At 59.2% G+C, this 24219-nt stretch carries 22 protein-coding genes; 13 read left to right on the top strand and 9 right to left on the bottom strand.

Going from position 1 to position 24219, the window contains the following annotated elements; translation table 11 throughout:
• Positions 1-12 precede the first annotated feature (12 nt).
• From BMY38_RS17115 to BMY38_RS17100, 5 genes are all read right to left on the bottom strand, one after another.
• On the bottom strand, positions 13-1953 hold the full coding sequence (locus tag BMY38_RS17115) for a relaxase/mobilization nuclease domain-containing protein (protein ID WP_092765151.1): 1941 nt from the start codon (positions 1951-1953) through the stop codon (positions 13-15).
• Entirely contained in the window at positions 1946-2668 is a 723-nt protein-coding gene (locus BMY38_RS17110) for a helix-turn-helix domain-containing protein (RefSeq protein WP_245737671.1), read from the bottom strand. Before BMY38_RS17110 ends, BMY38_RS17115 begins: the two co-directional genes overlap by 8 nt.
• A gap of 348 nt (positions 2669-3016) precedes the next feature.
• Positions 3017-3958: an IS110 family RNA-guided transposase gene (locus tag BMY38_RS17105; protein ID WP_092765149.1), complete on the bottom strand. Its 942-nt coding sequence runs from the start codon at positions 3956-3958 to the stop codon at positions 3017-3019.
• Between the two features lie 273 nt (positions 3959-4231).
• Complete coding sequence (locus tag BMY38_RS18255; RefSeq protein ID WP_245737670.1) at positions 4232-4408, bottom strand: hypothetical protein; 177 nt, start codon at positions 4406-4408, stop codon at positions 4232-4234.
• A 634-nt stretch (positions 4409-5042) separates the two neighbouring features.
• Positions 5043-5381 (bottom strand): DUF736 domain-containing protein, encoded by a 339-nt coding sequence (locus BMY38_RS17100; RefSeq protein WP_092765147.1) that lies wholly within the window; start codon positions 5379-5381, stop codon positions 5043-5045.
• 1151 nt (positions 5382-6532) lie between these two features.
• On the opposite strand from BMY38_RS17100, the gene BMY38_RS17085 reads away from it, so the two are divergent.
• On the top strand, positions 6533-7093 hold the full coding sequence (locus BMY38_RS17085) for a plasmid pRiA4b ORF-3 family protein (protein WP_245737669.1): 561 nt from the start codon (positions 6533-6535) through the stop codon (positions 7091-7093).
• Positions 7094-7183: 90 nt separating this feature from the next.
• Here the strand turns inward: BMY38_RS17085 and BMY38_RS17080 are convergent, their stop codons facing one another.
• Positions 7184-8071: an ImmA/IrrE family metallo-endopeptidase gene (locus tag BMY38_RS17080; protein WP_092765141.1), complete on the bottom strand. Its 888-nt coding sequence runs from the start codon at positions 8069-8071 to the stop codon at positions 7184-7186.
• Positions 8068-8403, bottom strand: a complete 336-nt coding sequence (locus BMY38_RS17075) for a helix-turn-helix domain-containing protein (protein WP_092765139.1) — start codon at positions 8401-8403, stop codon at positions 8068-8070. The genes BMY38_RS17080 and BMY38_RS17075 overlap by 4 nt, the downstream gene beginning before the upstream one ends.
• A gap of 145 nt (positions 8404-8548) precedes the next feature.
• On the opposite strand from BMY38_RS17075, the gene BMY38_RS17070 reads away from it, so the two are divergent.
• From BMY38_RS17070 to BMY38_RS17050, 6 genes are all read left to right on the top strand, one after another.
• Complete coding sequence (locus tag BMY38_RS17070; RefSeq protein ID WP_092765137.1) at positions 8549-9910, top strand: nucleotidyltransferase domain-containing protein; 1362 nt, start codon at positions 8549-8551, stop codon at positions 9908-9910.
• Complete coding sequence (locus BMY38_RS18775) at positions 9885-10463, top strand: type II CBASS E2 protein (protein WP_483867450.1); 579 nt, start codon at positions 9885-9887, stop codon at positions 10461-10463. The genes BMY38_RS17070 and BMY38_RS18775 overlap by 26 nt, the downstream gene beginning before the upstream one ends.
• Positions 10387-11454 (top strand): CBASS cGAMP-activated phospholipase, encoded by a 1068-nt coding sequence (locus BMY38_RS17065; protein ID WP_092765135.1) that lies wholly within the window; start codon positions 10387-10389, stop codon positions 11452-11454. Before BMY38_RS18775 ends, BMY38_RS17065 begins: the two co-directional genes overlap by 77 nt.
• Positions 11455-11717: 263 nt before the next feature.
• The gene (locus BMY38_RS17060) at positions 11718-12548 is read left to right on the top strand and encodes a type IV toxin-antitoxin system AbiEi family antitoxin domain-containing protein (RefSeq protein WP_092765133.1); all 831 of its coding nucleotides are present in this window, start codon (positions 11718-11720) and stop codon (positions 12546-12548) included.
• Positions 12538-13455 carry a nucleotidyl transferase AbiEii/AbiGii toxin family protein gene (locus BMY38_RS17055; protein ID WP_092765131.1) on the top strand — a complete coding sequence of 306 codons (918 nt, stop codon included), beginning with the start codon at positions 12538-12540 and terminating at the stop codon, positions 13453-13455. Before BMY38_RS17060 ends, BMY38_RS17055 begins: the two co-directional genes overlap by 11 nt.
• Before the next feature lie 13 nt (positions 13456-13468).
• Positions 13469-14308 (top strand): hypothetical protein, encoded by an 840-nt coding sequence (locus tag BMY38_RS17050; protein WP_092765129.1) that lies wholly within the window; start codon positions 13469-13471, stop codon positions 14306-14308.
• 95 nt (positions 14309-14403) lie between these two features.
• On the opposite strand, the gene scpB is transcribed toward BMY38_RS17050, so the two are convergent.
• Positions 14404-15000: an SMC-Scp complex subunit ScpB gene (gene scpB, locus BMY38_RS17045; RefSeq protein WP_092765127.1), complete on the bottom strand. Its 597-nt coding sequence runs from the start codon at positions 14998-15000 to the stop codon at positions 14404-14406.
• A gap of 2 nt (positions 15001-15002) precedes the next feature.
• A complete protein-coding gene (locus BMY38_RS17040) occupies positions 15003-15887 on the bottom strand; it encodes a DUF1403 family protein (RefSeq protein ID WP_092765126.1) in 885 nt (294 codons plus the stop codon).
• A 113-nt stretch (positions 15888-16000) separates the two neighbouring features.
• On the opposite strand from BMY38_RS17040, the gene BMY38_RS17035 reads away from it, so the two are divergent.
• The 6 genes from BMY38_RS17035 (at position 16001) to repC (ending at position 24031) form a co-directional block, all read left to right on the top strand.
• Positions 16001-17146, top strand: coding sequence for a tyrosine-type recombinase/integrase (locus BMY38_RS17035; RefSeq protein WP_175495935.1), 1146 nt, complete (start codon positions 16001-16003; stop codon positions 17144-17146).
• A gap of 58 nt (positions 17147-17204) precedes the next feature.
• A complete protein-coding gene (locus BMY38_RS17030; RefSeq protein ID WP_092765124.1) occupies positions 17205-18086 on the top strand; it encodes a recombinase family protein in 882 nt (293 codons plus the stop codon).
• A 119-nt stretch (positions 18087-18205) separates the two neighbouring features.
• On the top strand, positions 18206-19369 hold the full coding sequence (locus BMY38_RS17025) for an ATP-binding protein (protein WP_012187061.1): 1164 nt from the start codon (positions 18206-18208) through the stop codon (positions 19367-19369).
• Positions 19370-20148: 779 nt separating this feature from the next.
• Positions 20149-21504, top strand: a complete 1356-nt coding sequence (locus BMY38_RS17015; RefSeq protein ID WP_012187063.1) for a ParA family protein — start codon at positions 20149-20151, stop codon at positions 21502-21504.
• Positions 21501-22523: a ParB N-terminal domain-containing protein gene (locus BMY38_RS17010; RefSeq protein WP_092765122.1), complete on the top strand. Its 1023-nt coding sequence runs from the start codon at positions 21501-21503 to the stop codon at positions 22521-22523. Before BMY38_RS17015 ends, BMY38_RS17010 begins: the two co-directional genes overlap by 4 nt.
• A 227-nt stretch (positions 22524-22750) precedes the next feature.
• Entirely contained in the window at positions 22751-24031 is a 1281-nt protein-coding gene (gene repC, locus BMY38_RS17005; RefSeq protein WP_092765119.1) for a plasmid replication protein RepC, read from the top strand.
• The last annotated feature ends 188 nt before the right edge of the window (positions 24032-24219 follow it).

The raw sequence follows: 24219 nt of genomic DNA, 5'->3' as shown, positions 1-24219 counted from the left end.
GTCATCTCCCCTTTAGAATTCCATCTCGTCGTCGAGACCGCGGTCTAGTGATTTGTTTCGGGCAAGATCACGCCCCATTTCCTGCGCCTCTTGCTGGCCGCGCATCTGCGCCACCTCCGTCGCCTTGTCCTGCTGCAACCCGGCGGCGCGGTCGGTGAAGACCCGGTCGCCCGTTTCCTCAAACGTCATCTCGAGGTATTCCTGCGTGACGGTTATCTGGTCGAGCTTGCTCGGCAGCGCCGAGTCCAGCACCTCGTAGTTGCCACGCCGAAGTTCGGCCAAGCCCTCCTCGCCCAACTCCTTGAAGAGCTCGGATTGCAGGGTCCGCTCGACCGTCTCTTCCTGTTCCTCAGTCAGCTTGCCGTCCCGCAACATGTCGGCGAGGTCCTGCAGGTAGGGATTGGGCGTCCTGTCGTCTTCGTCGATGAGCGGCAGGATTTCCTGTTCCTCTTCCGCAAGGGTCCGACCGATCTCGACCCCCATCTCCTTCGCGCGTTCCATCAGCGCGTCCATCACCCCGTCGACCTTTTCCAGCGCAGCATCGAGCTGGTCGTCATTGGCGGTCTCCACGCTGAGACCGCCCTTCGCCAAGACTGCGTTCATGTCCCGCTCGACCCAGTCCTGCGCCATGCCGTAGTTCCGCGTGCCACCCGTCGCGATCCGGGCTACCAGCTCCTCGCTGTCCATGCCCACCTCCTCGGCGCGCTTGAGCACATCGCGCAGCCCCTCGTCATTGCGGGACTGCAGCGCAGCGATCAGCACTTCGCTGCCTGCCCCCGGCGGATAGGGCTCTTCAAGCTGCTTGCCAAACCGCGCGCGCAGATCCGGGTCTGGGACCATCTGCGAGAGGTCCGCGATGATCGGCGCGGCCTTGGCCTCGAACGCGGCCCGGTCGGCCGGGTCCAGTTCCTCGGCCTTGAGCCTCAGCGCCTCGATCGTGCGCTCGGAATAGTCGATCGCGTCACCGACGGTCTTGATGTCCTTCATGTCTATCTCTCCTTGCGCGTAGTTCCACGGCGTGCCGGAGCCAAGCCCGTCCGCCATGCCGCGCACAGCGCGGGCCATGTGGCGTTGGTCCATCCGGTCCAGCAGGTCGGCGAGGTTCTTGTAGTCCTTGGCGAAGCCCACCACCTGAGCATGCGCGATGGCGGATTCCTGGGCCGTCATGACGATCTCGCGCGGCAGGCGGGCCTCTTCCTTGGCGCGGTAGATTTCCTCGATCCCGGCGGGCTTCTCGAAGATGCCGCGTTCGAGCCGGGTCGTGGCGTCGAGCATGACGCCATAGCGTTCCGCGATCTCGGCCTGTTTCTCGCGCATGAGCTGCGGCGACATCACGCCCTCGGCCCAGCAGGAGAACCAGGTACCGTTTTCGACGCCGCGATTGTTCAGGATGATGTGGGCGTGCTTGTGCGCCCGGTCGTCATGGACCGCGAGCACATAGTCCCACTGATCCCCGTATTCGCCGCTCTCGAAGAAATGCTCCGTCCAGTCCATCGCTATGTCGCGCACCTGCTCGACCGTCACGTCGGTCGGGAAGGACAGCAGCATGTGTGAGGTGAAACCGAGCTTGGTCGAGCCGCGCCAGGTCCCGACCCAGTCCTCGATGATGTCCTCTTTCTGCTCGTCGGTCAGCACCGCCGCGTCGGTCAGCGCATTGGTCATCGCCGAATAGGTGTAGACCGCCTTGTCGTTAATGTAGGAGATCTGCGCCCCGAGCGAGGTACGCGTCTTGCACCCCCCCGCCCGGATCCGCTTGAAGACCGCCGCGCGACTCTGTCCCGAGGCCGCCTTCAGCGCATTGCGCGCCGACATGGACCCCACGCGCGCGAAACTGCGACCCTGCCGACGCCCCGCCAGACGCGCGTCGATCCGCGCCGCGGCCTGGCCCCGGATGCGCTCATCCTCCCAAAGCCGGCCCATGACCGAGGTGTAAAGGGCGAGAGGATCAGCCATTTCGAGAGTTCCGGTTCTTCAGAAAATCATCGGGTATCGCCGTTCGCGTTCGAGGCTTGCCGAGAGGCAGCGAAGGGCGATCCAATTCTGAACCGGAACTCTCACGCACGAGCCTCAGACCGCTCCCGATCACGCGCGGACCGTCCTCCAGAACTTCGCTCTCCGCCCCCTGCCCTTCTTCCTTTTGCGGCCTCTCCTGATGACGCAGGGCCTGCGCCGCATCCTTCATCCGGCCCAATTCACGGCTCATGGACTGCGCCAGATCGAGCAGATCGATTAGCACCGCCCGATCTGCCTCCGAGACCTCGAGCCGACCACGATGCACCGCCTTGGCAAGCACCAATCCGGCGTCGCTCACGTCCTTCGCCTGACGCCATGCCGCGCAGAATTCCGCGACCAGATCGCGCGGCACATCGAGGAATCCGCACCGCCCACGCAGCACCGCATTGAGCGCCTGCGACCGGTTCGCATAACCCCGTTCGCGCCACTCCGCATCGAAGGCCTCTAGTTCAGATCGGCTGGCTCGGAACGCCACCGTCTCGCTCGGATCACGCACCGCGATGCCCTCGCCCGCCTCTTCTTTCGCCAGCCGGTTCACATGACGCGGGGAGATACCAAACGCTGCCGCCAGATCCTTCGCGCTTTCGCCCGCCGCAAAGCGCCGCGCGACTTCGATGCGCTCTTCAAGCTTCAGATTTTTCGCTGGCCTCGGCACGGGTCAGACCCCTCGGACAAAATGTGCAAACATTGGCCATATCCTGCCAACGTCTTCCTTTTCTCCTTCGCTTATACTTCAATACATCACATTGCGCAATATTACGTTTTGCATGATGTGTGTTTTTGCTGGAAATGGGACGCGTTCTAAACCGCAGCGCAGCGCGACATGGAACGGGTCCCGTCCTCATCAATGAAGGACAACCAGTTCGAAAAAGCTTCCGAAACTTGTGTTCAAGACGCACGCGACGACAGGCAAACCGAACGCCCGAACCAGCCACGGATCGGGCACCAGGAACACGAATACGGCCCGCGCGGGAAGGCGCGGGTCACACACTCTGAGTATCCGTCATGTGCAAGCGCGATTTTTGACCCACATGCGATCAGCCTTGATCAAGGCGTTTGCGGTTTCGATCAACTTGCGCATGAGGGCCACGAGGGCGACCTTGGCGGGTTTTCCAGCTTCGCGGAGCGCGGTGTATTTGGCTTTCAGGTCAGGGTTGAACCGCATGGCGACGAGGGCCGGCATGTAGAGCGCGTCGCGCAGGGGCTTTCTTCCACCGCTGATGAAGGACTTGCCCTTCCACTGGCCCGATTCCCGGCTGTGCGGGACCAGCCCGGCCAGGCTTCCAGCCTGTTTGCGTCCCAGGGTGCCGATTTCCGGCAGGAATGCGAGGATCGCCGCCGCGACGACCGGGCCGAGGCCCGGGATCGAACACAGGATGTCGCGCTTGCGTGCGGCCCTTTGATCCTCGGCGATGTGCCTGGCAATCTCGCCGTTCAATTCGGCGATCTGCCGTTCGAGCAAAGCCAGACGGGCTTTGGTCTGGCGTTTGAGAACCGTGTTGGTCTGAACATGGCCGCGGTTGCGCAGCCTGGTGCGCTCCTTTGTCAGGGCGGTCCGTGCGATCTGCAAGTCACGAAGATCATGCGCTTTCTCCGACACCGGCATATCGGGAACAAGCGCGAGCGCATCCCCCATCCGTGCCAGAAGGCGCGCGTCCACCGCGTCTGTCTTGACCCGCGTCCCGCAGGCCTGCGCGAAGCGGCGGGCCTGCAGAGGATTGACCTTTACCAGCGGAAGCCTACCCGAAAACGCCTTCTCGAAGGCGCGGTGATAGGGGCCAGTCGCCTCGAACACCACCCGCGTCACCGCCAGCGGTGCCAGCCATTTGCGCAGCGCCCGAAAGCCCTGCGCACAATTCTCAAACCGCTTCGCCGCCTGCGTCTCCAGATGAAAAACGTCGAGGTGGGATTTGGAAATATCGATCCCGATGCTATGCTCTGTCATCTTCGCCAGTCCTATTCTTGTCATGCGTGGATCAAACACGCGTATCCGTTCAGGCCCATGGTGAAGACGGCGGTCGATCCTACTCAGAAACGGTCCTGAAGACCCAGGCCTCCTCGATCCAACCGCCGCCACTGCCCGCCATAAATGGCGTGGCGGGCAGTGGCTCCCTTCTACCAAGAGAACCTCCGAAAAGCATAAGACAAGGGCTTCACGATGCTTCAAAGAAACAGTGTCAGACCCCTGCGGATCCGAAGACCCACAGGGGTGTCTGGGTCAGTGACCCAGTCCCTGAGAGCGGAGATCGTCGTAGCGGCTGCGGGCGATCAGCGCCTCGGTCTCGAGGCTGTCGAGGGTCGTTGGATGGGCGTCTTCATCGAAGGCGGCGAGGTAGGCATCAAAGGCCATGTCGGCTTGCAGTTCGGCGAGGTCGATGGATTGTTCGAGTGTCATGATGTGATCCTTTCCGTTGATCGTCGTTAGACGGATCGTGGAAAATACCGGGGGCATGAGAGCGGGCTGCACCCGGCACGGGGCGGAATGAAATGGAGCACGCCGGGGGCGGGTTTGTTGTGAGCGATGCCCCCGCAGCGCTCAAGGCGACAGCCGTCCAGAAACCTGTCCCCGGCGTTGCCGACCGCTCGAGCCCGGGCTAGCGATCTGAGAGGCCAACAGGTCGACGGAAAGGCGCGCGGCGGTAACACTGGCGTGAGACGTTGCCCCCAGACTCATGACGTTGATTTTCGATTTCCTCGCCCGCGGCCAACGATGTGTTTGCCAAACCAGTGGCTTCGCCAAGACGACCCAGGCGCAGGTTGCTGGAGGGAGAGAAGGAGTGAGTTTCAATCGCGTGATGGAGTCGCAGCACCCCAGACAGGCCTTCGATGCCGTCAAGGGGTCACGCGCTCCTCGACGCAGGCAGAGGGAAGGACTCCAACAAAATGTATGACCCATCCGGTCCGACGGCCCGCTACTGTGACCGCGTCCGAAAAATGCGGCATCTTTCGGACATAGGTTTCGGATCCGAACCATTGTCACACCTCAGAACGAGGAAAAGCCAGACCGCCGGAGCGGTCTGGCCGATGGCTTAGGCGGCGTCTTTGGGACCCCAGGGGATGACTGCCTGCAGGGACAGATCGTCCTGGCTCGCGGCCTTGCCGAGGTTGGCGTTGAAGCCGTGATCGCGGATGGTCAGCGTGTAGTAGTCGGCGCCGGTCTCCTTGTTCTGCTTCTTCCAGATGCCGCCGCACTCGACCAGCTTGCCGCGCGGGGAGCGGCCGAGGACGCGGTGCGTGGGGGCCATCGGGTTCGTGCTCGCGACGGGTTCGACCGTGATGTCGAGGTCGAAGGTCAGGGTCGAGATGGAGCCGACGCCCTTGGCGGTTTCGATGTCGGCGCTGGTGAATTTGATGCAGTTCGTGGTCATTGCTCTTCTCCTTGTTTGCGTTGCAATGATGGTCAACTTGCAGCTGGCCAAGGCCCGGCCACACCGAAGGCGAAGCGCAGCGGAGAGGGGCAGGCGCCGGTCTTTTTGCCGCGCGAGGAATGGCCCACCCCTGTTCTTTGGTGGGTCAGGGGAAAATGATCGGTGACAACCCTTGTGGACGGGACGACAGCTGCGACCAGCATGTCATGCAAAGCAACACATCGGGAGAAGTGCGGTGACCGCGAAGAAAGGTGGGTGAACAGCCGAGGGAGATGCTGCGGGGGGCAGTGTCTTTTCTGTCCTCTTGCCCCGATCCGCACCCGGACGAGTCAGAGCTTTGCCTGACTCCGCCTCACGTGCCGCGACGGCTGGTTTCCGTGGCAACGCGATGTGTGTTGTCTGGAAGAGCAACAGGCAGACCGTCGAAGCCTCGACACCGAGCGCGGCTCACCCGGATTTCGAACGGACCCCCTACTGCAGCCCGAAAATTTGCGATTTGCGCATCACGATCATCACCGGCCTTATGCCAGCTGCGGCCAATGCGATCCTGCGGTCGTCGACCATCGTTTGCGAACCATGATGACGGGGTGGCACAGCATGTTCGGCAAAGCGAGGGGTAACACCGACTGAGACGCGGCGGACGAGACCATCGAGGCGCCCCGTCCCGCCCCAGCGACCGTTACCGGGACGGCCGAGATGAAGCGTTGCCACGACCATGCGACGGCTGGTCGGGCTGTCTCCGGAGGAGACTGCACGGCCAGCAGCACGTCGCAGGGAGAGGCGGCGTTTTAGCTCGGCGAGGGCGGCTGCGTGCAGCCGACCGAGTAGGGCGCGGTCCTGACCAAAGGGCAGGAGGGGCCCAGATCATCAGGTGGGGATGATTGAGGGAGAAAAGCATCCGCGGTCTCTATGACCCACGTGGCGGAAAGGTAAGGCAACTATCAACGCTCAAGTCACCAAACATTCGGTCCGCTTGATTTACGCAAAGTGGGCCAATATCGGGACTGCTAGATACACAGACTCGATTGACGGGACGGGTATCGCAAAAGATGACTTCGAGGCAGCAGCGACCAAGGTTCCCCTTGAATGCTTCAGTTCAAAAATGAAAGGTTGCTTCAACGACGGGGCCATTGAGACAGGCGGAGCACACGTTGATTGAGCTGAAAATCGAACTTGTTGGCATCAAACCACCCATCTGGCGCCGGATCCTCGTGCCGAATGACACCAGCTTGGACATCCTGCATTCCGTTCTCCAGGGCGCTATGCCTTGGCAAGACTATCATTTGCATGAATTCGAGATTGGCGAAGATAGGTTCGAGGCACGCGACGAAAGTGACGACAGCTGGGACCCAAACGATGGCCGGAAAGACGAAAAGAGGTTTACTCTTGGAGAGCTGGTCAAGAAAGGCAGCCAGTTCACATACACTTATGATTTCGGCGATGGTTGGCGACATCTCGTCACTGTCGAGAAGGTTAACAAACCAACCGGAAGACCAGATTTGGACTTTCCCGCCTGTGTTGCCGGAGAGCGCGCGTGCCCGCCAGAGGACTGTGGAGGGCCCTACTCTTACGAAGAGTTTCTCGACGCGCTGACCGACAAACGCCACCCGGAACATCGTGATACAAAGAAATGGGCGGGCGCGTTCGAACCGGAAGCGTTCAGCGTGCAGCAAGCCAATGCTGCCGTCGGTGCGATAGAAGGTGAAACCTGACGCTGGTTTGGGGAAGCTGTACGCGCGGGGCTACCTACTTCCAGCGTCAAATACATAACGAGAATCCGGAAGTTTGTGAGTAAGGTTACGCTAGCGACCTCGAGCGAACTTGGGGATCCAGCTTTCAATCAATGAGGCTTCCTCTTCGTAGTCCTCGCCATTAGGGTCGTCGGCAAGTTCTTCGCTGGAAAGGACAGTGAGAGTAAAGCCGTAATCGCCGAGACCGATAACCTCTTCATCCAACGCAAGCCGTCGCGCGCAAGAGAACCATTCAGCAAGGCTGGTTTGTCCACATATCGAGCGCGCGGACCGGATGTTTTGCGTATCAGCGTTGAAACGCAGGGTATGGGTTCTCGGCAGCGGAGTACCCTTTTTGAGGAACGTGAGCTTGTCGAGTTTCTTGAAACTTTCCGACAAGAAAGCGTATGCGACCTTGTCACCGGAACTGACTACGACCGCCATCGGATAGTCGCAACATTCGGCGGCTCTGATAGCAGAGGCCGTAAGCGAGCATTCTGCCAGCTGGCTTAGCGCGACGATGCCATCCAGACCGACACGGTTTCCCCCAATCACCTCGCCAACCAGCTTGGAGGGCATTAGCAACCCAGACGCAAAATGATCCGCCTCTAGCTCTATCGAGCTGGTCCCTTGTGAAAAACCTGCTCTTGAAATGTGGATCGGCGCAGTTTTCAAAATCTCCTCGGGATGCCCCTCGAGAAAATAGTGTCCAAGCTCGTGCGCTACGGTGAACCTTCGAAACCCTTCGCTCTTGATATTGGTGGCGTAGAAGATGCCAACGCTGTCATCATGGAAGATGATCCCGCCGCTCACGCCAACCTGGCCCGGATCCTTTGGCTCGACAAAGATGTCTTCGCTCTCCGCAATCACAAACGGATCAACGGGGAAGGTATCGTAGCCCTTCTCTCTTGCTTTGAACTCGCCTTGGCGCCGCGCCATTTGAATACGGAATTTGCTCACTTACCCGACTTTCTTTGGTTCATGAGGTCGATCATCATCTGGATATGTTCTCGGTCGTTATCCGATAAATTTTCTTCACCGCGAAAAACCGTCGTTGCCCCGGCCATGTCGTTGGTCCTGCCGAGCAGGTAGTCTGATGTAACGCTTAATGCTTTGGCGAGGGTCCGAATGTTTGCAAAGGAAGGCTTGCGCCGTTCCTTCTCGAAGTGGCCGATCGCTGATGGCTGTAACCCTGTTTTCGCCGCAAGCTCCGTTTGGTTGATCCCACGCGCCTCTCTAGCTAGCCGCAACCTGTCACCGAACCCGCCGTTGGAATCCGTAGAATTTGACATGACGCTCCCGCATGTGTTACTATGACGATATCGTAGGACTCACGCCGCTTGCTCGCGGCTTCTTTTTTGACTTTCTATCCTACGAAAGCGTCAAAAACTGTAGGACGGATCGGGGAATCCGTCAAGCCTGAGGGGGCAGAAGAACATGAATATCAGGGCGAGCCTCGAAGATTTTGCCCGCAGCCTGGAGATCGATCCCGCTGAAGCTGCGCTGATGGACGTTGCGCGCGCCGTTCAGATCACCCGCTCCATGCACGATGAAGCCGACAGGCATTTTCGTGGACTCGCACAGCATGTCGACCGCCCTGGTAGCCCTCTCGAGGACTTAGTGCTTGAGGTCTATCCATCCGGCAGCTTTGCAATTCACGCGGCAACTCGGTCACGCCTTAAGACCGACCAGCACGACGTTGACGCCGTGCTCGAGATCGCGATCCCTCCTCGTACCGACCCCGCATGGGTGCTTGAGCAATTGTACAAAGCGATCAAAGGCGAAAAAGGCAGCAAGTATTACGACTATCTGATTGAAAAAAACAGCCGCTGTATCACGGTTACCTACCCGGACGGCGTCACGGTCGATCTGATGCCAGTCGTTCGCATCGACGGGACCCCCGAACGCGTGGCGACCTTGTTTCACTACAAGCCCGAGACGGACGAGCGGTACCATAAGGAGGTCAACCCGAAGGGTTTTGCCAATCACTTCAATGCTCACGTCGAGATCAGTGAGACGTTTCAGAAGCGCTTCGACGCGCGTCGTTACCTCGTCGATGGCGAAACCTACACCGAACTGGCCACGCGGCTTTCAAATGAGACGTCTGGTCTGGCGTTGCAAAAGGCAGATACACAACCGATGCCGGTGCATGTCCCCCTCGACCAGAAATCGCCTCGCGTGGTTGCCCTGCAACTGATCAAGAGGTTCCGCGACAAACGCTATCGCAAGCACGACGATCACCGCGGCAAACGCAAACCCCCGGCCGTCATTATCGCAGCAATTGCAATCGATGGCGGCCCTGGAAATGACAGTTTGGTCGATGAAGTGATTGCGATTGCCAAGCGTATGCGCTGGCAGATCCGCAATGCCGAACAGAACCTGCGGTTGCTTGAAGTTCGCAATCCGGCACATTACCCGGACCTCTTTACCGATCGTTGGCCGACCCAAAGGAGCGATCAACAGCTTTGGGCGGCGGACTTGCTCACCCTCATCGAACGCCTCGAAAACCTAAAGCGGGTTGGCTTCGATCCGGCAGTAATCCAATCGACGTTTGACGATCTGTTCGGCGAAAAGGCCGGTGAGACCGCTCTGCAGGCCTATCATCGTGCACAGACTGTCCAGCTCGAACATGGTGCGCTCGGCATGACATCGAGCGGGCATTTGAAACCTGCGGCACCAGTTTCGTCCTTGGCTGCTCCAGCTCTGGGTGCTGGGATCGCATCCGCACCAGGCCTCGTGAGGCCTGCACGCGCGAATACGAACATGGGGGGCAATGTACCTGATGATAACTGTTGGTGATCAGATTGCGGACATGGCCGATGTCTATCCCGAATGGTCATGCGACCGGCTGAGCCAGCGAACATGTGTCTGGGAGGGGCATCTGCAGCCACACAGAACGACGTACCGGCTGCGCGTAGAGTATACGGAACCCCTATTGCTCGAAGGCAGATCAAACCTGTACCTGCAACCACTGGTTGAGGTTCTTGAACCGACATTGCAAAGGCGTTTCGGTAACAAAGAAGGGTCCCTACCGCATGTTTACGTGTCACATCCGCGAACAGAGCGTACGGGGCCATTCCTCTGCCTCTTCGACGACGAAGCGGATCAATGGTCGCCAGATGACCTGATCAGCAATACGACCATTCCCTGGGCGTCCAACTGGCTGAGCTGCTACGAAAGCTGGCTCGCTTCGGGAAAATGGTTTGGGACCGGCAAACACATCAGAAGTCAGTCAGGCGGGCGATCCAGGTTGGCGGTACTTATGGAGATATTTCATGGCACAACCTCAATCCCGCCGCTCGCAGGGCACCATCTTTCACCGTCGAGATCAACTCGAATGGCCCGCAGATGATCTTCGCATACTGTCCATTGATGGCGGCGGCATAAAAGGCATTCTGCCTGCGGCGGTGCTGGCGGAATGCGAGCGTCGTTTCTTGAAGGGCGGTTCGGCAGCTAGCTACTTCGACATGATCGCCGGCACTTCGACCGGAGGAATAATCGCGCTCGGCATGGCAGCAGGAATGCGCGCCGAGGAGGTTCTGGAAATCTATATGCGCCACGGGTCGGAAATATTTCCCCGGCCCTGGTCTCCGCCAACTCGAATTGGTCGCGCGCTGCGATCTGCTTACCAGTTCGCCAGCGATCTTGCCGTCTATCGATACAACCGCGAACCCTTGGAGCGAGCGCTTCGAGACCGCTTTGGCAACAGGAAACTGGGCTCGGTCAATGTGCGTTTGAACATTCCCGCTTTCGATGGGTTCAACGAGGTCAACGTCCTCAAGACCCCGCACCACCCTGACTTCCGCCTCGACTGGCAGGAAGAACTGGTCACGGTGGCATTGGCGACATCCGCTGCACCGACGTTCTTCTCGACCTACCGAAACGGCACCCGGCACTTTGCCGATGGCGGTGTTTGGGCGAACAACCCCGTCATGGTGGCGCTGGTGGATGCCATGAGCTGTTTCAACGTCGACAGGCACAAAATCGAAATCCTGAGCCTTGGTTGTGGCGATCAAGACCTTCGTATGACTGATGGTCAAATCAAGCGCGGCGGCATGTTCCACTGGAGAACTATCATCGAAAGCGCGATGCACCTACAAAGTCAGAACGCCCTCGGTCAGGCAGGGCTGTTGATCGGGCGAGACCGCATGCTTCGTCTGACATCCGCTCCAACGCTCGAACCGATTGCGCTTGATGACTTCGCGCGAGCGAGTGCCGAACTTCCGCAGCAGGCGAAACGTCTTGTCGAGGAAAACGCCGAACGGCTTGAGGCATTCTTTGATGCTCCTCGGGCTTCTGCTGCATTTTACCATGGACCACTTATCACGTCCGGAGGAACTTAAAGTCGGCCACATTCGCCGATAGACAAACACCGGTTTTCTCCTCGCAGGAACGACTGGTAGTCGCTCATCTGCGAAGCCCACATGGCCGGGTGTTTTCTCAGCTGTTCGAGGGCATCCCCGCCCTGCTTTGCTGGTGAGTTTCAGAGCCGACAACCACCAATCTCTTTGACAATGAGAAAATTTGTCCATCCTTGACGGACTATTTTGTGGGTCTCCACTGAAACAAGTGGCGGCCTCTTTAAAAATATATCATTGTGTCGCCTATGAGCGGACAAGAACACGAAAAACTAAAGAGCCTTCTTGAGGCTGTTCCCACGGGGTTCCTCGTGGACTCCGCCTGGCTTGAGCACCACGGGATAGGCCGGCGTTCGTCCTACGCCTATGTCCAACGCGGCTGGCTAGAACGCCTTGGACGCGGAGTCTTCCGCCGCCCCTCACCAAGCAGCGCCACCACGAACACGCTCGACTGGAAGACCTGCCTGATCTCGCTCCAGCACATCATGCACTACCCTGTCCATATTGGGGGGGCGACGGCATTGGGCCTGCAAGGCTATGCGCACTATCTCTCACTCGGCGACAAGAGCACAGTCTGGCTCTACGGCTCAAAAATCCCCAACTGGCTCGAAAAACTGCCGCTCAACGCCGAACTCCGGACACGCAGCGTATCGCTGTTCTCCGATCCAGAGTTGGGTGTCAATGACGCACGAAAAAATCTCAACGAGACAGCATCGTCCCTGCCATGGGACTGGAAACTGGTGATGTCCTCGCCGGAACGCGCGATCTTAGAGGCGCTGGACGAGTTGCCGGATCAAGAGAGCTTTCACAACCTCGACATGGCGTTCGAAAGCCTGACGACGTTGCGCCCGAGAACCCTCTCGGCGCTGCTCTGCAGTTGCAAGAAGATCAAGGTCAAACGCCTGTTCTTCGTGTTCGCCGACCGCCACGACCATGCCTGGCGCAAGCGACTCGATCCGGAAGAGTTCGACCTCGGCAGCGGCGATCGCGCATTGGTCAAAGGCGGCAAGATACATCCGCGCTACAGGATCATGGTGCCCGAAGAGTTTGTAAGAAAGGAACGTGGTCATGGCGCGTGAAGACTATGCCGCCCAAGTGGCCCTGCTCGTGCGCATACTCCCGTATGTCGCCAAGGAGGAGATATTTGCGCTCAAGGGCGGGACGGCCATCAACCTCTTCTATCGCGACCTGCCACGCCTGTCGGTCGATATCGACCTGACGTACCTACCAGTCAAAGACCGCGCCGAGAGCCTCGCCGAGATCAATGACGCGATGGACCGGATTGCCGCCGCGATTGAGGGCGGTATCACCGGCGCCAAAGCGCAACGCATTGCCGGCGGTGGCGGCGGCGCCACACGCGCGCTCGCACGCCTGGGCACGGCCGAGATCAAGATCGAGACCTCCCCCGTCACGCGCGGTGTCGTGCATGATCCGGAACAACGCGAAGTCTCCGAAGCCGTCGAGGAGGAGTTCGGATACGCGACGATGAACATCGTCTCCTTCGAGGATTTGTTCGGAGGCAAGCTGCATGCGGCCGTCGATCGCCAGCACCCACGCGACCTGTATGACGTGAAGCTGCTCTACGAAAATGAAGGCTTTACGGACGAGTTGTTCCGCACTTTCCTGATCTGTGTAGCGTGTTCACCGCGCCCGCCGCATGAACTGCTGAACCCGAACCTGATAGATCTGGATCAGCCCTATGCGCGGGAATTCGAGGGCATGACGAAGGAAGCGGTGAACCTTGCGGAATTGATCGCGACTCGCGACCGCCTGATCGGAGACATCCAATCCCGCATGGATAAGGACGCGAAGAGGTTTCTGAGAACCCTGCATGAAGGCGATCCCGACTTCGACGCGATCGGCCGCCCTCAAGCGGCCGAGCTTCCAGCGGTCAGATGGAAGCTCATCAACGTGAACAGGCTGAAAGCAGATAACCCCAAGAAGCATGCCGCCCAAGGGGAAGAGCTAGAGAAGCTCCTCGACTGAAGATGGATCAGAGATGACTGATTTTGAGAACGACCCCGACTACGAAGAATGCCTTGTGACATTTTTTGATGTCCTCGGCTTCAGGAACCTCTTGCACACGAGAAGCGGCGCAGAGATCAGGCACTTGCTTTCGATGTTTCGTCGGGTATCCGAAGGGGATGCCACGCCCCCGACCCGCTCCGATGAAATGCGGATGATCAGCGAAGTCCATGCCGAGATCGTGTCTGATGCGATCGTCAGAACCAGAACCATTGAAACTCAGTACCAGGCCGGCCCCTTGGTCTGGGAACTCATCGATTTGCTGCACATCCAGATCGAATGCGTGGCGAATGGCATATTGGTGCGCGGCGCGATGACGATCGGCCCTATGCATCTCGGCATCGAGTTCAGCGGCCCGGTGTTTGGCCCTGCCCTCGTTCAGGCTTATTTCATGGAAGAAGGCGAGGTCATCTTCCCGCGCATTGCGATCCATGAAGATGTCATCGAACGCCACCGGCAGGACCAAACGCTCTGGCGGGAAGGACATTCCTATGAGGATGAAGAGCGTCACCTGAACAATCTCCTGCGCCAGGACGAGTCAGGCCTCCACTACATCGACTATCTTCGCGCCAGTCTCAGCGAGCTCGACGGCGAATACGCCGGCTGGATCGCGTTTCTGGGTAGGCACAAAACGTTGGTGGAGACCGGTCTCGCCGACAGTCCCAACGCGACGGTGCGGCGCAAATACAGCTGGCTCAAGAACTACCACAACGCAGTCATCGACGAGAACCTGGCAAACCTGGAACCGGGCGCGATGACCGAGGATGGGAACCGTTGGGAAGCTCTGATCAGAGGGCTCAGGATCGAAGCCTGAGTTGTCTCAACAAGTCACGATTGGGAGTGTCACGAAATGTCCACAACATGCCTCATCGTTAGGCCAATACGGGGATCGCCAGCCCGCCACCATTCCTATGACCCGCCATCCAGACCTGCGTCCTCCAACTGCTCCCGCTCTGGCAGATCCGCGAGAGTCTCCAGATCAAACGCGACAAGGAACTGCTCGGTCGTCACAAAGGTATAGGGCGCACCGCGGCGCGGCGATCGAGGCCCGGTCCCGATCAGCCCGCGCGCATGCAGCCGCCCGATCAGATCGCGACTGATTTCCTTGCCGAAGATGTCCTTCAGCCCGTCGCGTGTGATCGGCTGGTGATAGGCAATGGCCGCCAGCACCGCGACGTCGAATTCGCTCAGATCGAGTAGCTGATCCTCGACATCCGCGGCGGCCCGAATCGCGGGGGCGTAGGTAGCCCGCGTCCGGAACATCCAGCCGCCGGCGACTTGTGCGATCTCGAACGCCCGCCCGTCCAGATCGGCGGCAAGGTCCTCGACCAGCAGATCAACCGAGGCCCCCTGCCCTACCACGCGGGCGAGATCTTCACGCGGCACCGGCGAGGCAGAGGCAAAGAGCACCGCCTCGATCCGGCGCATCCATTCCCGCCAGCGCAGCTCCGGCGGCAAGTCGGACAACTCGCGGTCAAGCTCCGGTTCAGAAGGATCCTTCGCCATCGCTACACCCCGTAGAGCCGGAAGGTGTCCCGGCCGGTCAGCTCGCGCACCGCGCCAAGTTCGACCAGCCGGTCGCAAAGCCGCCGGGCGGCGCGATCGGGCAAAGGCAAGGCCGAGGGCCCGACAGCATCGCGGGTCAGGAACATCTCGACGGCGTCGCCTGCTCCCTTGGCCCGCAGCTTGGGAGCGACCGCCTTCAGATGCGCCACCCGACGCGCGAGGTCGGTGGAGAGACGCACGGCCTCGACCACCGATGAGATGAGTGCCCGATGACAGGCTAGACAAAGGTCATCGCCGCGCTTGCGCAGGTCGGCGCGTTTCAGGCCTGCGGCCAGCAGCGGCACGAGATGATCCCAGCCGAGTGCCTGAACCAGGGCCGCATCCGCGAGGAGCAGTCCTGCTCCGTCTGCGCGCGGCGCCTCGCGTAGAACGGCGTCCAGTACCATAGCGGCCCGGGTCACGGGCACCCCTTTCCCCGCGTCGAGCCACGTCCCGATCTGGCCCGGCTCGAGGATCGGCAAGGCTCGACCCAGAGCCTTGATCGACATCGGCCGCTCCACCGCGCGCCGCCAGGTCAGGTATGTTTCCCCCGCCGGGCCGGGCAGATCGCCGGGACGCAAGAGATGCACCGCATCGCGCAACTCCCCTGCCCGTTCCGGTCTCCCGGAAAACGCGACACAAGCCTCCGCCGCACGCAGCGCCAGCCGATCCCGCAACAAGGCTTGGGGCACCTCCACGCGCCCCAACACAAGATGCAGGTGGTTCAGCGCGGCGCCCGACAAAAACGCAACATCTTCAAGGGTTTCAGCGCGTGCAGAGGTGACCCAGGCGGGCATCCGGGGTATCGTGTCGAGGTCGTTGATGTGATCAGGCCGGGCAAATGTCATGCTCGGAGCCTACACTTGCGCGGCGCTTTCCTCCAGAAAATAGCGCACTAACCGCCTCACCTTGCCGGACTTTATTATGTCCAATAAGTTTGCCTTATCGGACATGAAAAGATATGCTGGGCGACATGTCAGAAAACAGCGACAAACCGCGCTCATCCCCGCCAAACGGGTCTCCGGTCAATGAGCGCAGCGCCAGAGATCGCTTGGACGGAGAGGCCTTGAACCTCCCTTCCTTTGTCGTCGGCTCCGGCACCCTCGACCGGCTGGTCCACACCGCCCGCGACTATGCCCTCGCGGCGGCCTCGGACAACACTCTGAAGGCTTATGGTAAGGACTGGGCGCATTTTACGCGATGGTGCCGGATGAAAGGTGCGGAACCACTGCCGCCGTCACCGGAGATGATCGGGCTCTATCTTGCGGACCTCGCGTCCGGGTCGAGCCCCTCTTCATCGCAGTCCGCGTTCGGACTGCAGCCGACGTCCCGACCCCTGTCGGTTTCGACCATCGATCGTCGTCTATCGGGTCTCGCCTGGAACTATGCACAACGGGGATTTTCGTTTGATCGAAAGAACCGCCACGTTGCGACGGTGCTGGCCGGAATCAAACGCAAGCACGCGCGGCCGCCGGTCCAGAAAGATGCAATCCTGGCCGACGACATCCTCGCGATGGTGGCTACCCTTCCTTTCGACCTGCGCGGGCTACGGGATCGCGCGATACTGCTGCTCGGCTATGCCGGGGGCCTCCGGCGATCTGAAATCGTCAGCCTCGATGTCCACAAGGACGACACACCGGACTCTGGCGGTTGGATCGAGATCTTCGAGAAGGGCGCCCTGCTCACGCTAAACACCAAGACCGGCTGGCGCGAGGTCGAGATCGGCCGCGGCGCCAGCGAGCAAACCTGCCCGGTCCATGCGCTTGAGCAGTGGCTGCACTTCGCCAAGATCGATTTCGGACCAGTGTTCGTGCGGACGTCGCGCGATGGCAAGAAAGCCCTCGAATCCCGGCTCTCCGATAAACACGTCGCCCGCCTGATCAAGCAAACCGTGTTGGACGCGGGGATCCGTAGCGACCTGCCCGAAAAAGACCGTGTCGCGCTGTTCTCAGGCCACTCCCTGCGCGCCGGACTCGCCAGTAGCGCGGAAGTCGATGAGCGCTACGTCCAGAAGCACCTCGGGCACGCATCGGCCGAGATGACCCGGCGCTATCAGCGCCGACGCGACCGATTCCGGGTGAATTTGACCAAAGCCGCTGGTCTTTGATCGCGCGGCCATTCGGTCGTTTATTAGCCGTATCCTTAACTGCAAAAGGCAGGATTTGATGCCGTTGATAGGCTATGCGCGAGTATCGACCGAGGATCAGACCCCCCTGCCCCAGTCGCAGGCGCTGAAATCAGCGGGCTGTGTCGAAATCCATGAGGAACAGGCTTCTGGCGGTGATCGTGCGCGGCCTGTGCTGGCGCGGGTGCTGGAACAGATCGGCAAGGGCGATACGCTGGTGGTGGTGCGCATCGACCGGCTGGCGCGGTCGCTGTCGCATTTGCTGGAGGTGATCGAACGGCTGGAAGCAAAGGGCGCCTTCTTCCGCTCGATTCAGGACCCGATCGACACCGGATCCCCGCAGGGCAAGTTCACGCTGCAGGTTCTGGGTGCAGCAGCCGAGTTCGAGCGCGCCCTGATCCGTGAACGGACAAAGGCTGGGCTTGCCAGCGCACGAACAAAGGGGCGGGTCGGCGAAAACCCTGGCCTGCGCGCCCGGGATCCGGCTGCGCTACGCAAGGTCCGACTGGCGCGACAGGACGGATATATGGAACGCCTGAATGAAACTGCGCAGGACTGGGTGCCCCATGTGCGTCGGCTGCGCCCCGATCTGGCTTGGGAAGATGTGGTGCGCATCATCAACGGCCCCCTACCCGAGGCCCGGCGCTGGACGCAAAGCCGTCTGCTGCGCGCTGTGCACGCCTACGTCCGCGATGGGTTCCTCCCCGCGACCGTGCTTGATCGCGCGGGCCCGCGTGCGCGAGATGATCGCCTGCCCGCCATCGTCGCGGGTATCAAGGGCGCCGATCCCGACATTACGCTTCAGGCCATCTGCGCCCGCTTGGAGAACATGCGTGAGCGCACACCCCGCGGCCGGACAAGCTGGCAGCCATCATCAGTGAAGATGTTGCTGGAGCGGGCGGAGCGGCTTGGGATGCTATGAGTGAGTTTTGACGCTAAGCCTGTTCGTCACATCATGCGACATCTCCAATTGAGTGGGAACTTTACCCGCTAAGCAGTTTATCCTTGCAGATCTTCCATCGTGTGGAGTAATTGCGAGGTATGTATAAGCGCCAAACTCATCACTTTGTGCAATCCGCGCTCGAGAGCCAAGCTGCTGTTGTCCTCCTCGGCCCCCGGCAGGTTGGGAAAACCACGCTCGCTCTAGACATCGCTTCGGAGCAACCATCGGTATACCTTGATCTAGAACGAGATGCGGACAGGCAGATCCTGACCGAACCGGATCTATATCTGGATGAACAGGCGGGAAAACTCGTCATCCTCGATGAGGTGCAGCAGATGCCTGGCCTGTTCAAGAGCCTGCGTGGTCAGATCGACCAGCGCAGGCGGGCCGGTTTTCGAGCGGGCCAGTTTCTGCTCTTGGGATCAGCCTCCAACGTCCTACTCCAACAGTCGGCAGAATCCCTTGCTGGACGTGTCAGGTATATCGAAATGCCCCCTCTACAGCTTACCGAGGTGGGGGCTGATCAGTTGAATGCGCTCTGGCTGCGTGGTGGCTTTCCTGACAGCTTCATGGCTTCAAGCGATCAAGCCAGCATGGATTGGCGTCTGGATTTTCTGCGTACATATTTGGAACGTGACATCCCTGCCCTCGGACCGCGTATTCCAGCCGCAACCTTGCGGCGCTTCTGGACAATGCTTGCGCATGTGCAAGGTGGTCTATTGAACGCTGCAGCCCTCGCCGAGGGGCTGGGCGTCTCCGGCCAAACGATTGGACGCTACCTCGATCTGCTCGTTGATCTCATGCTGGTGCGGCGACTGCAGCCCTGGCATGAGAATGTCGGCAAGCGTTTGGTGAAATCGCCAAAGGTTTATGTCCGCGACAGCGGGGTCGTGCATGCCCTGTTAAGCATTGGGACAATCGAGGGCTTGCTCGGGCACCCCGTCGTTGGCGGCAGTTGGGAGGGGTTCTGTATCGAGGCCCTTCTTGCCGCTGCACCAACCGGCACCGAACCCTTCTTCTATCGCACTTCTGCCGGAGCTGAACTTGACTTGGTCCTTCGCCTGCCTGGGGGCGACATCTGGGCCGTTGAGATCAAGCGCACGACTGCGCCAAAGGTCTCGCGCGGGTTCTATGTGGGTGCGGAAGACATCAAGGCCAGCCGGAAGCTGTTGATCTACGCCGGAGAGCATGACGTCCCCGTGGCCGAAGGAGTTCGTGCAATGCCTCTTGAGCAAGGGATCGGGCTGTTGAGAGCACTATAGCGCAACGCTTGTTGCGCGCGTGCACGAGAGTAAGGGGTCTACTTGTTTTGTTCAGTTTTAAGTACGCCGCGCATTTCCCTGTGGCATTTTTTCCGGTCCCCGCAGGTCTCCCGGTGCGTACCGGTTGCATGGAATGCACATCGCAGCGGCCGCCCCGTCTACAACGGCTGTGGCCCATCTTCCTCCCCTACCCTTCTATACGGCGCTTCGCATCCAGCGTGGTCAGGCCTTGGTCAACCGCGCAGCTACCCTTCGGGCTGCATCAGTTTCACAAGCGCCGACAATGAAACCGCCAAAAGCTTCGGCTCAATCTCCATCTTGACCTCCGACCTGGAAATTACCATCGAACCCGTCGCGAGGTCGAACAGGACGGCCTTCGCGCAACGCGTCGCCGGACGCTCCCCGTGAGGCAAGCTGACCGAGTGCGGCGGCATCTAGAAGATTCAGAAAGGGGAGACCGGCGCTGGCTACTTCACGGTGAGCATCTGTGATCACGGCTTCAACGCAAACATGGGCAAAGCCACCAACTAGGACGGTCATCTCCTGGGGTCCGAAAGGCGCGGTGTGAAACATGCATGGTTGATCGGCTTCGCTCTGGTCAGCCGACTTAAACTCCAATCTTGAACGCGTTCAAGATTGGAGTTTCTGGAGCCACAGAGCCTCAAAATAAGCGCCTGAAACCTATAGGCGCGTGGTATCTTTATCTTTTACTCAGAACCGTGCTACCATTGAAGCAGAATCGAGTCGAACTCGGACCCAACCGAAGTCAGGGCTTATAAATGAGCGGTAGTTTAGAACAGTTTTTGACGGATCTGTCACGTGGGCTTGAGCGCACGATGGTGGCAGTGAACAAGGAACTCACCTTGCGTCAGCGCATCAAGCGAACCTGGTCCATGCGCCAGTGCGCTAGGTTTCTCAATGTAAGTATTCAGTATCTGACCAAGTTCGCCAATTCGAGCGATGACTTTCCCGCAGGAGAATATGTTGGAAGAGAGCGTGTTTTCACGCTTTCAGAATTGATGCACATGCGGGCCCTTCTGGCAGCCTCGGCAAAGCGGCCGTACGACTACCTGGCCTGGCGGAAGCCTGACGCACCTTTGCCCGTCATCTCGTTTGCAAGCCAGAAAGGCGGGACCGCCAAAAGTCTGAGCGCCGCGCATTTTGCCCAGTATCTCAGCTTGCACTACGGCATGCGTGTCGGTGTTATGGATGCTGACCCGCAAAGTACAATAACGCTCTACTTCGTCGGGGGAGAGGGCCTTCCCCAAATGCCCGACGAAAACACCGCCTCCATGGTGGACTTTGCTGGACTCTTTCAGTCGGAAGACGCGCCATATACCGACCACGATGCGCAAACGCTCGATAGCTTCCTTCTCAAGACCTCTTGGCCAGGCCTGCGTCTGCTTCCAGCTCACGGCGAAACATCCGAGGGTGAGATCCAGATTGCGCGGCTTGTCCGCGAAGCCCCCGCCGGAAAGAGCTTTTACCGCTACCTACGCGATGCCATCGACCGCTGGAAAGCGGGCCACCCACCGAAAACGCTACCCAACGAATTGGTAGTCGACGGCAAGGTCGACCAGGAGCGGCTCGACACCGCACTAGCGGAGACGCTGGATGTCATCATCATCGACTATCAACCCGCGCTCACACTGTTCCAGTTGAATAACGTGATTGCGTCTACTTCGCTGGTCATACCGCAAACCATGAAGGGGTTCGACATTGCGACGTTGTCGACCTTTGTAACTGGCCTGCTTGGGATGCTTCAGCACATCCTGGCCCATGAAAGGATCGAGATCGGAACCGGTGCGAACATGCTGTTGCCAACGATCGTTCAACGGTCCAATGCGCAGGATCTTAACCACATCGGAAACCTGCTAGAACATTGCCCCACGGAGATTCTGCCCGTGTTTTATTTGCGTTCCGACGCGATCTCGAACGCTTCGGACGTCTATCAGTCCGTATACGAATACGAGCCAGACACGCCGGGAAAGCGCAAGGGGATCAACCGGTTCATCACGAATGCCGACGCCGTGAACGACGCCATAATATCGCGACTCTGGCCAGGACTCGAACGTGGCTACGCCAATACTTGGATGGACGAATTCTATGAAGATGACGGCGAGGGTGAAGCATGAAACGCAGTATTCCAAGGTCGCTGGTCAGCAAGGCTACCAATCTCGATACAAACAAGGAACGTGCGAGCGGCTCCGAAGGCAGGACAGAATCGAGTGATGCTGTTTCGACTCCTTTCAAGGGGGCCGGCAGTGCCTGGAAATCAGGAGCGCTTGCGCAGTCGCAAGCTGCAGTAGAGCGAAGCAGAGCCGAGCTTTGTTTGGATATCCTCAACGGTCGCCATGAGATAAGCCTGTCGCCAGATCAAATCTCCGATCCAATGGGAACCGACCGCCGACAAGACTGGATGTCCCAGGAAGCCTTCAGGTCTTTGGTAAACAGCATCGCTTCGAACGGGCAGGACACGCCCATTCTAGTGTGGCCGGAGGATCCGGATTGGCAGCCGGATCCGTTGGACCCGTCGAATATCGCGGGGGTTCCATTCGTGATGCTGACAGGACGCCGCCGACTGGCTGCCGCGTCAGAGCTCGGTGTACCCCTTCGTGCAATACTTGCTCCGCCTGACGCGCGAAACGCTGAGAACAGCAAGTTTGAAATGTTGTTTCTGCGGTTTCGCGAGAATGAGGAGCGCGAGAATCTCAGCCCTTTTGAGCGATTGGTTTCGATTGGTGAAATGTATGAGACGCTGGCTTCTGGCGAAGAGAAACTGACAGCTGTGGCCTTCGCCAAGAAAATTGGTGTGCATGAGAGCCTAGTCTCGCGAGCACGGTCCGTTTTCGCTGCGCAGGATCAAATCTTGAACACGTTCAAGAACGTCTACGACATGAGCTTTCGCGATTTACAGGGTGCCTTAGCGAGCTTGGAGAGAACGAACAAAGCCAAGCCAAAACCAAAGACAAAGCCCCAAAAACTCACCGTAAAGCGCAAGGTGGGCAACCGAAATCTTTCGGTCACTTCCGTCGATGGAAACCTATCAATCAAGGTTGCAGGAGTGCCGATTGACCAAGAGCGTCTCGAAAAGCTTGGAGACTTAGTCGCAAGCTATTTGAACGTCGAAGACGCGGAGAAGGATACCGACTGAAGACAGCGTTGGTGAGATGTTCTTCGGAACGATGAGGCAAGGAGCAAAAAAGGAACGACAAGTGAATTAACGGCAAAAGAAAAGCCCCCAAGCGGTGTGGCCTGAGAGCTGATCTTAATGGTTTGGTCACCTTCAAGATAAGTCTCACAGGATCCACTGTCAACGACGAACGCTTCTGAGCGAACGGCTTTCTTTTGCCTCCACACAACCGGAGGTGAGATACAGGCATGAAACATACAGGTTGGCGCAAGCCGACACCGGGTCTTGGGGTTGCTGAGCAGCTTGCCCAAGCCGGTGAACGGGTAGCAGTACCCAAGACGCGGGCATTTGTCGCGCTCAAGCGCGTTGGAGCGCATATCGGTCTGAAGGCCGGCGACATGATGCTCCTCGATACACTGGGGGCCTTCACGCTGGCCCAGGACTGGGAGGAGGGGCAGCGCCCGATCGTCTGGGCCTCTAACGCCTATCTGATGGAACAGACCGGCTTCTCTCTGTCGGCACTGAAGCGTCATGCGCGGCGTCTGGCAGAGAACGGTGTGATCTCTTTCCAGGATAGCCCAAATGGCAAACGGTGGGGCCGCAGAGACGCTGAGGGGCGTATCGTCGAGGCCTACGGCTTCGATCTGTCGCCGCTTTCGGCTCGAGTCGAGGAGTTTGAAGAGCTGCAGGCCGAGTTGCAGGCCGAGCGCGAGCTCTGCCAGCGCTTGAAGCGTCAGATCACGGTTGCGCGCCGGATGATCCGCGCGCGGATCGAGGCGGCGGTAAGCGGCGCGTTGCGCGGGTCCTGGACGCAATTCACGGGTCTCTTCGAGGAGCTTCTGGACCGACTTCCGCGTCGCCATCAAGCCTCTGAACAACTGGAGCGACTACTGGCGTGGTTCAAGGAACTTCAGGAACGAGTCGAGGCGGCCTATCTCAAGGCGACTGGTGCGATAAACCCTGTGGAAAACACCGACAAAAATGACGCCCAAGTTATGAAGAAGACTCAAGAAATGAACCCCAGGGAGGTCATTTCTGAACCCCATATACTAATTACAAATCAACTTATTCCTGTAATAGGTAATTCCTCTGAAAAAGAGGACGCAGCGGATGTCGTGCCCAATGCACGACCCGAGGAGCGGGTTGATGGGGAACTGGAAGACTGGGTTGCAGAGGTGCGCAAGAAGCGAACCGCGCTTGACCTGCCAACAATCATGCAGGCCTGTCCAGAGTTCGCGTCCTGGGCGCGTAATATGGGCGGATTCCTGAAGGATTGGGGCGATCTGCATCGGGTTGCCGGGCAACTCAGGCCGATGATCGGGATTTCGGAGCATGCTTGGAACGTGGCTCAGGACCGAATGGGCACTCAGGTGGCCACGGCTGCGTTTGCACTTGTGTTCGAGAAGCACAGCGCGGGCGAGGTTGCTTCACCAGGCGGATATCTGCGCGGCATGGTCGAGAAAGCCGGGGCAGGGGAGCTGCATCTTGAGCGTAGCTTTTATGGCAGGCTCAGCGGGCAAGCGGCGTAAGAGGGTAAGATTAAAAGATGTTACGCATCCGCAGATGTAGGCAGGGCTGTAGAAAAATATCTTGCCGATCTGCTGAATCTGCTAACTATCTGCCAAGTAACGATAATTTAGCAACTTGTGCAAGATTTTGCCGATTCCCGTTGCCGATTTTGCGTCCCCAGATGCCTCTGCTGTTCCAAATCAATGGC

The organism is Jannaschia helgolandensis, assembly GCF_900109285.1.
Lineage (GTDB): Bacteria > Pseudomonadota > Alphaproteobacteria > Rhodobacterales > Rhodobacteraceae > Jannaschia > Jannaschia helgolandensis.
Note: the sequence above shows the minus strand (reverse complement) of the source record. Positions and strands in the feature narration are given on the sequence as shown.

Bases quoted from the DNA above. Each gene is read 5' to 3' on its own strand.
- BMY38_RS17115 (WP_092765151.1), bottom strand. From the start codon at position 1,953: ATGGCTGATCCTCTCGCCCTTTACACCTCGGTCATGGGCCGGCTTTGG.
- BMY38_RS17040 (WP_092765126.1), bottom strand. From the start codon at position 15,887: ATGACATTTGCCCGGCCTGATCACATCAACGACCTCGACACGATACCC.
- BMY38_RS17060 (WP_092765133.1), top strand. From the start codon at position 11,718: ATGAGCGGACAAGAACACGAAAAACTAAAGAGCCTTCTTGAGGCTGTT.
- BMY38_RS18255 (WP_245737670.1), bottom strand. From the start codon at position 4,408: ATGACACTCGAACAATCCATCGACCTCGCCGAACTGCAAGCCGACATG.
- BMY38_RS17015 (WP_012187063.1), top strand. From the start codon at position 20,149: ATGAGCGGTAGTTTAGAACAGTTTTTGACGGATCTGTCACGTGGGCTT.
- BMY38_RS17050 (WP_092765129.1), top strand. From the start codon at position 13,469: ATGACTGATTTTGAGAACGACCCCGACTACGAAGAATGCCTTGTGACA.
- scpB (WP_092765127.1), bottom strand. From the start codon at position 15,000: ATGGCGAAGGATCCTTCTGAACCGGAGCTTGACCGCGAGTTGTCCGAC.
- repC (WP_092765119.1), top strand. From the start codon at position 22,751: ATGAAACATACAGGTTGGCGCAAGCCGACACCGGGTCTTGGGGTTGCT.
- BMY38_RS17070 (WP_092765137.1), top strand. From the start codon at position 8,549: ATGAATATCAGGGCGAGCCTCGAAGATTTTGCCCGCAGCCTGGAGATC.
- BMY38_RS17035 (WP_175495935.1), top strand. From the start codon at position 16,001: ATGCTGGGCGACATGTCAGAAAACAGCGACAAACCGCGCTCATCCCCG.
- BMY38_RS17025 (WP_012187061.1), top strand. From the start codon at position 18,206: ATGTATAAGCGCCAAACTCATCACTTTGTGCAATCCGCGCTCGAGAGC.
- BMY38_RS17100 (WP_092765147.1), bottom strand. From the start codon at position 5,381: ATGACCACGAACTGCATCAAATTCACCAGCGCCGACATCGAAACCGCC.
- BMY38_RS17010 (WP_092765122.1), top strand. From the start codon at position 21,501: ATGAAACGCAGTATTCCAAGGTCGCTGGTCAGCAAGGCTACCAATCTC.
- BMY38_RS17030 (WP_092765124.1), top strand. From the start codon at position 17,205: ATGCCGTTGATAGGCTATGCGCGAGTATCGACCGAGGATCAGACCCCC.
- BMY38_RS17105 (WP_092765149.1), bottom strand. From the start codon at position 3,958: ATGACAGAGCATAGCATCGGGATCGATATTTCCAAATCCCACCTCGAC.
- BMY38_RS17075 (WP_092765139.1), bottom strand. From the start codon at position 8,403: ATGTCAAATTCTACGGATTCCAACGGCGGGTTCGGTGACAGGTTGCGG.
- BMY38_RS17065 (WP_092765135.1), top strand. From the start codon at position 10,387: ATGGCACAACCTCAATCCCGCCGCTCGCAGGGCACCATCTTTCACCGT.
- BMY38_RS17055 (WP_092765131.1), top strand. From the start codon at position 12,538: ATGGCGCGTGAAGACTATGCCGCCCAAGTGGCCCTGCTCGTGCGCATA.
- BMY38_RS18775 (WP_483867450.1), top strand. From the start codon at position 9,885: ATGTACCTGATGATAACTGTTGGTGATCAGATTGCGGACATGGCCGAT.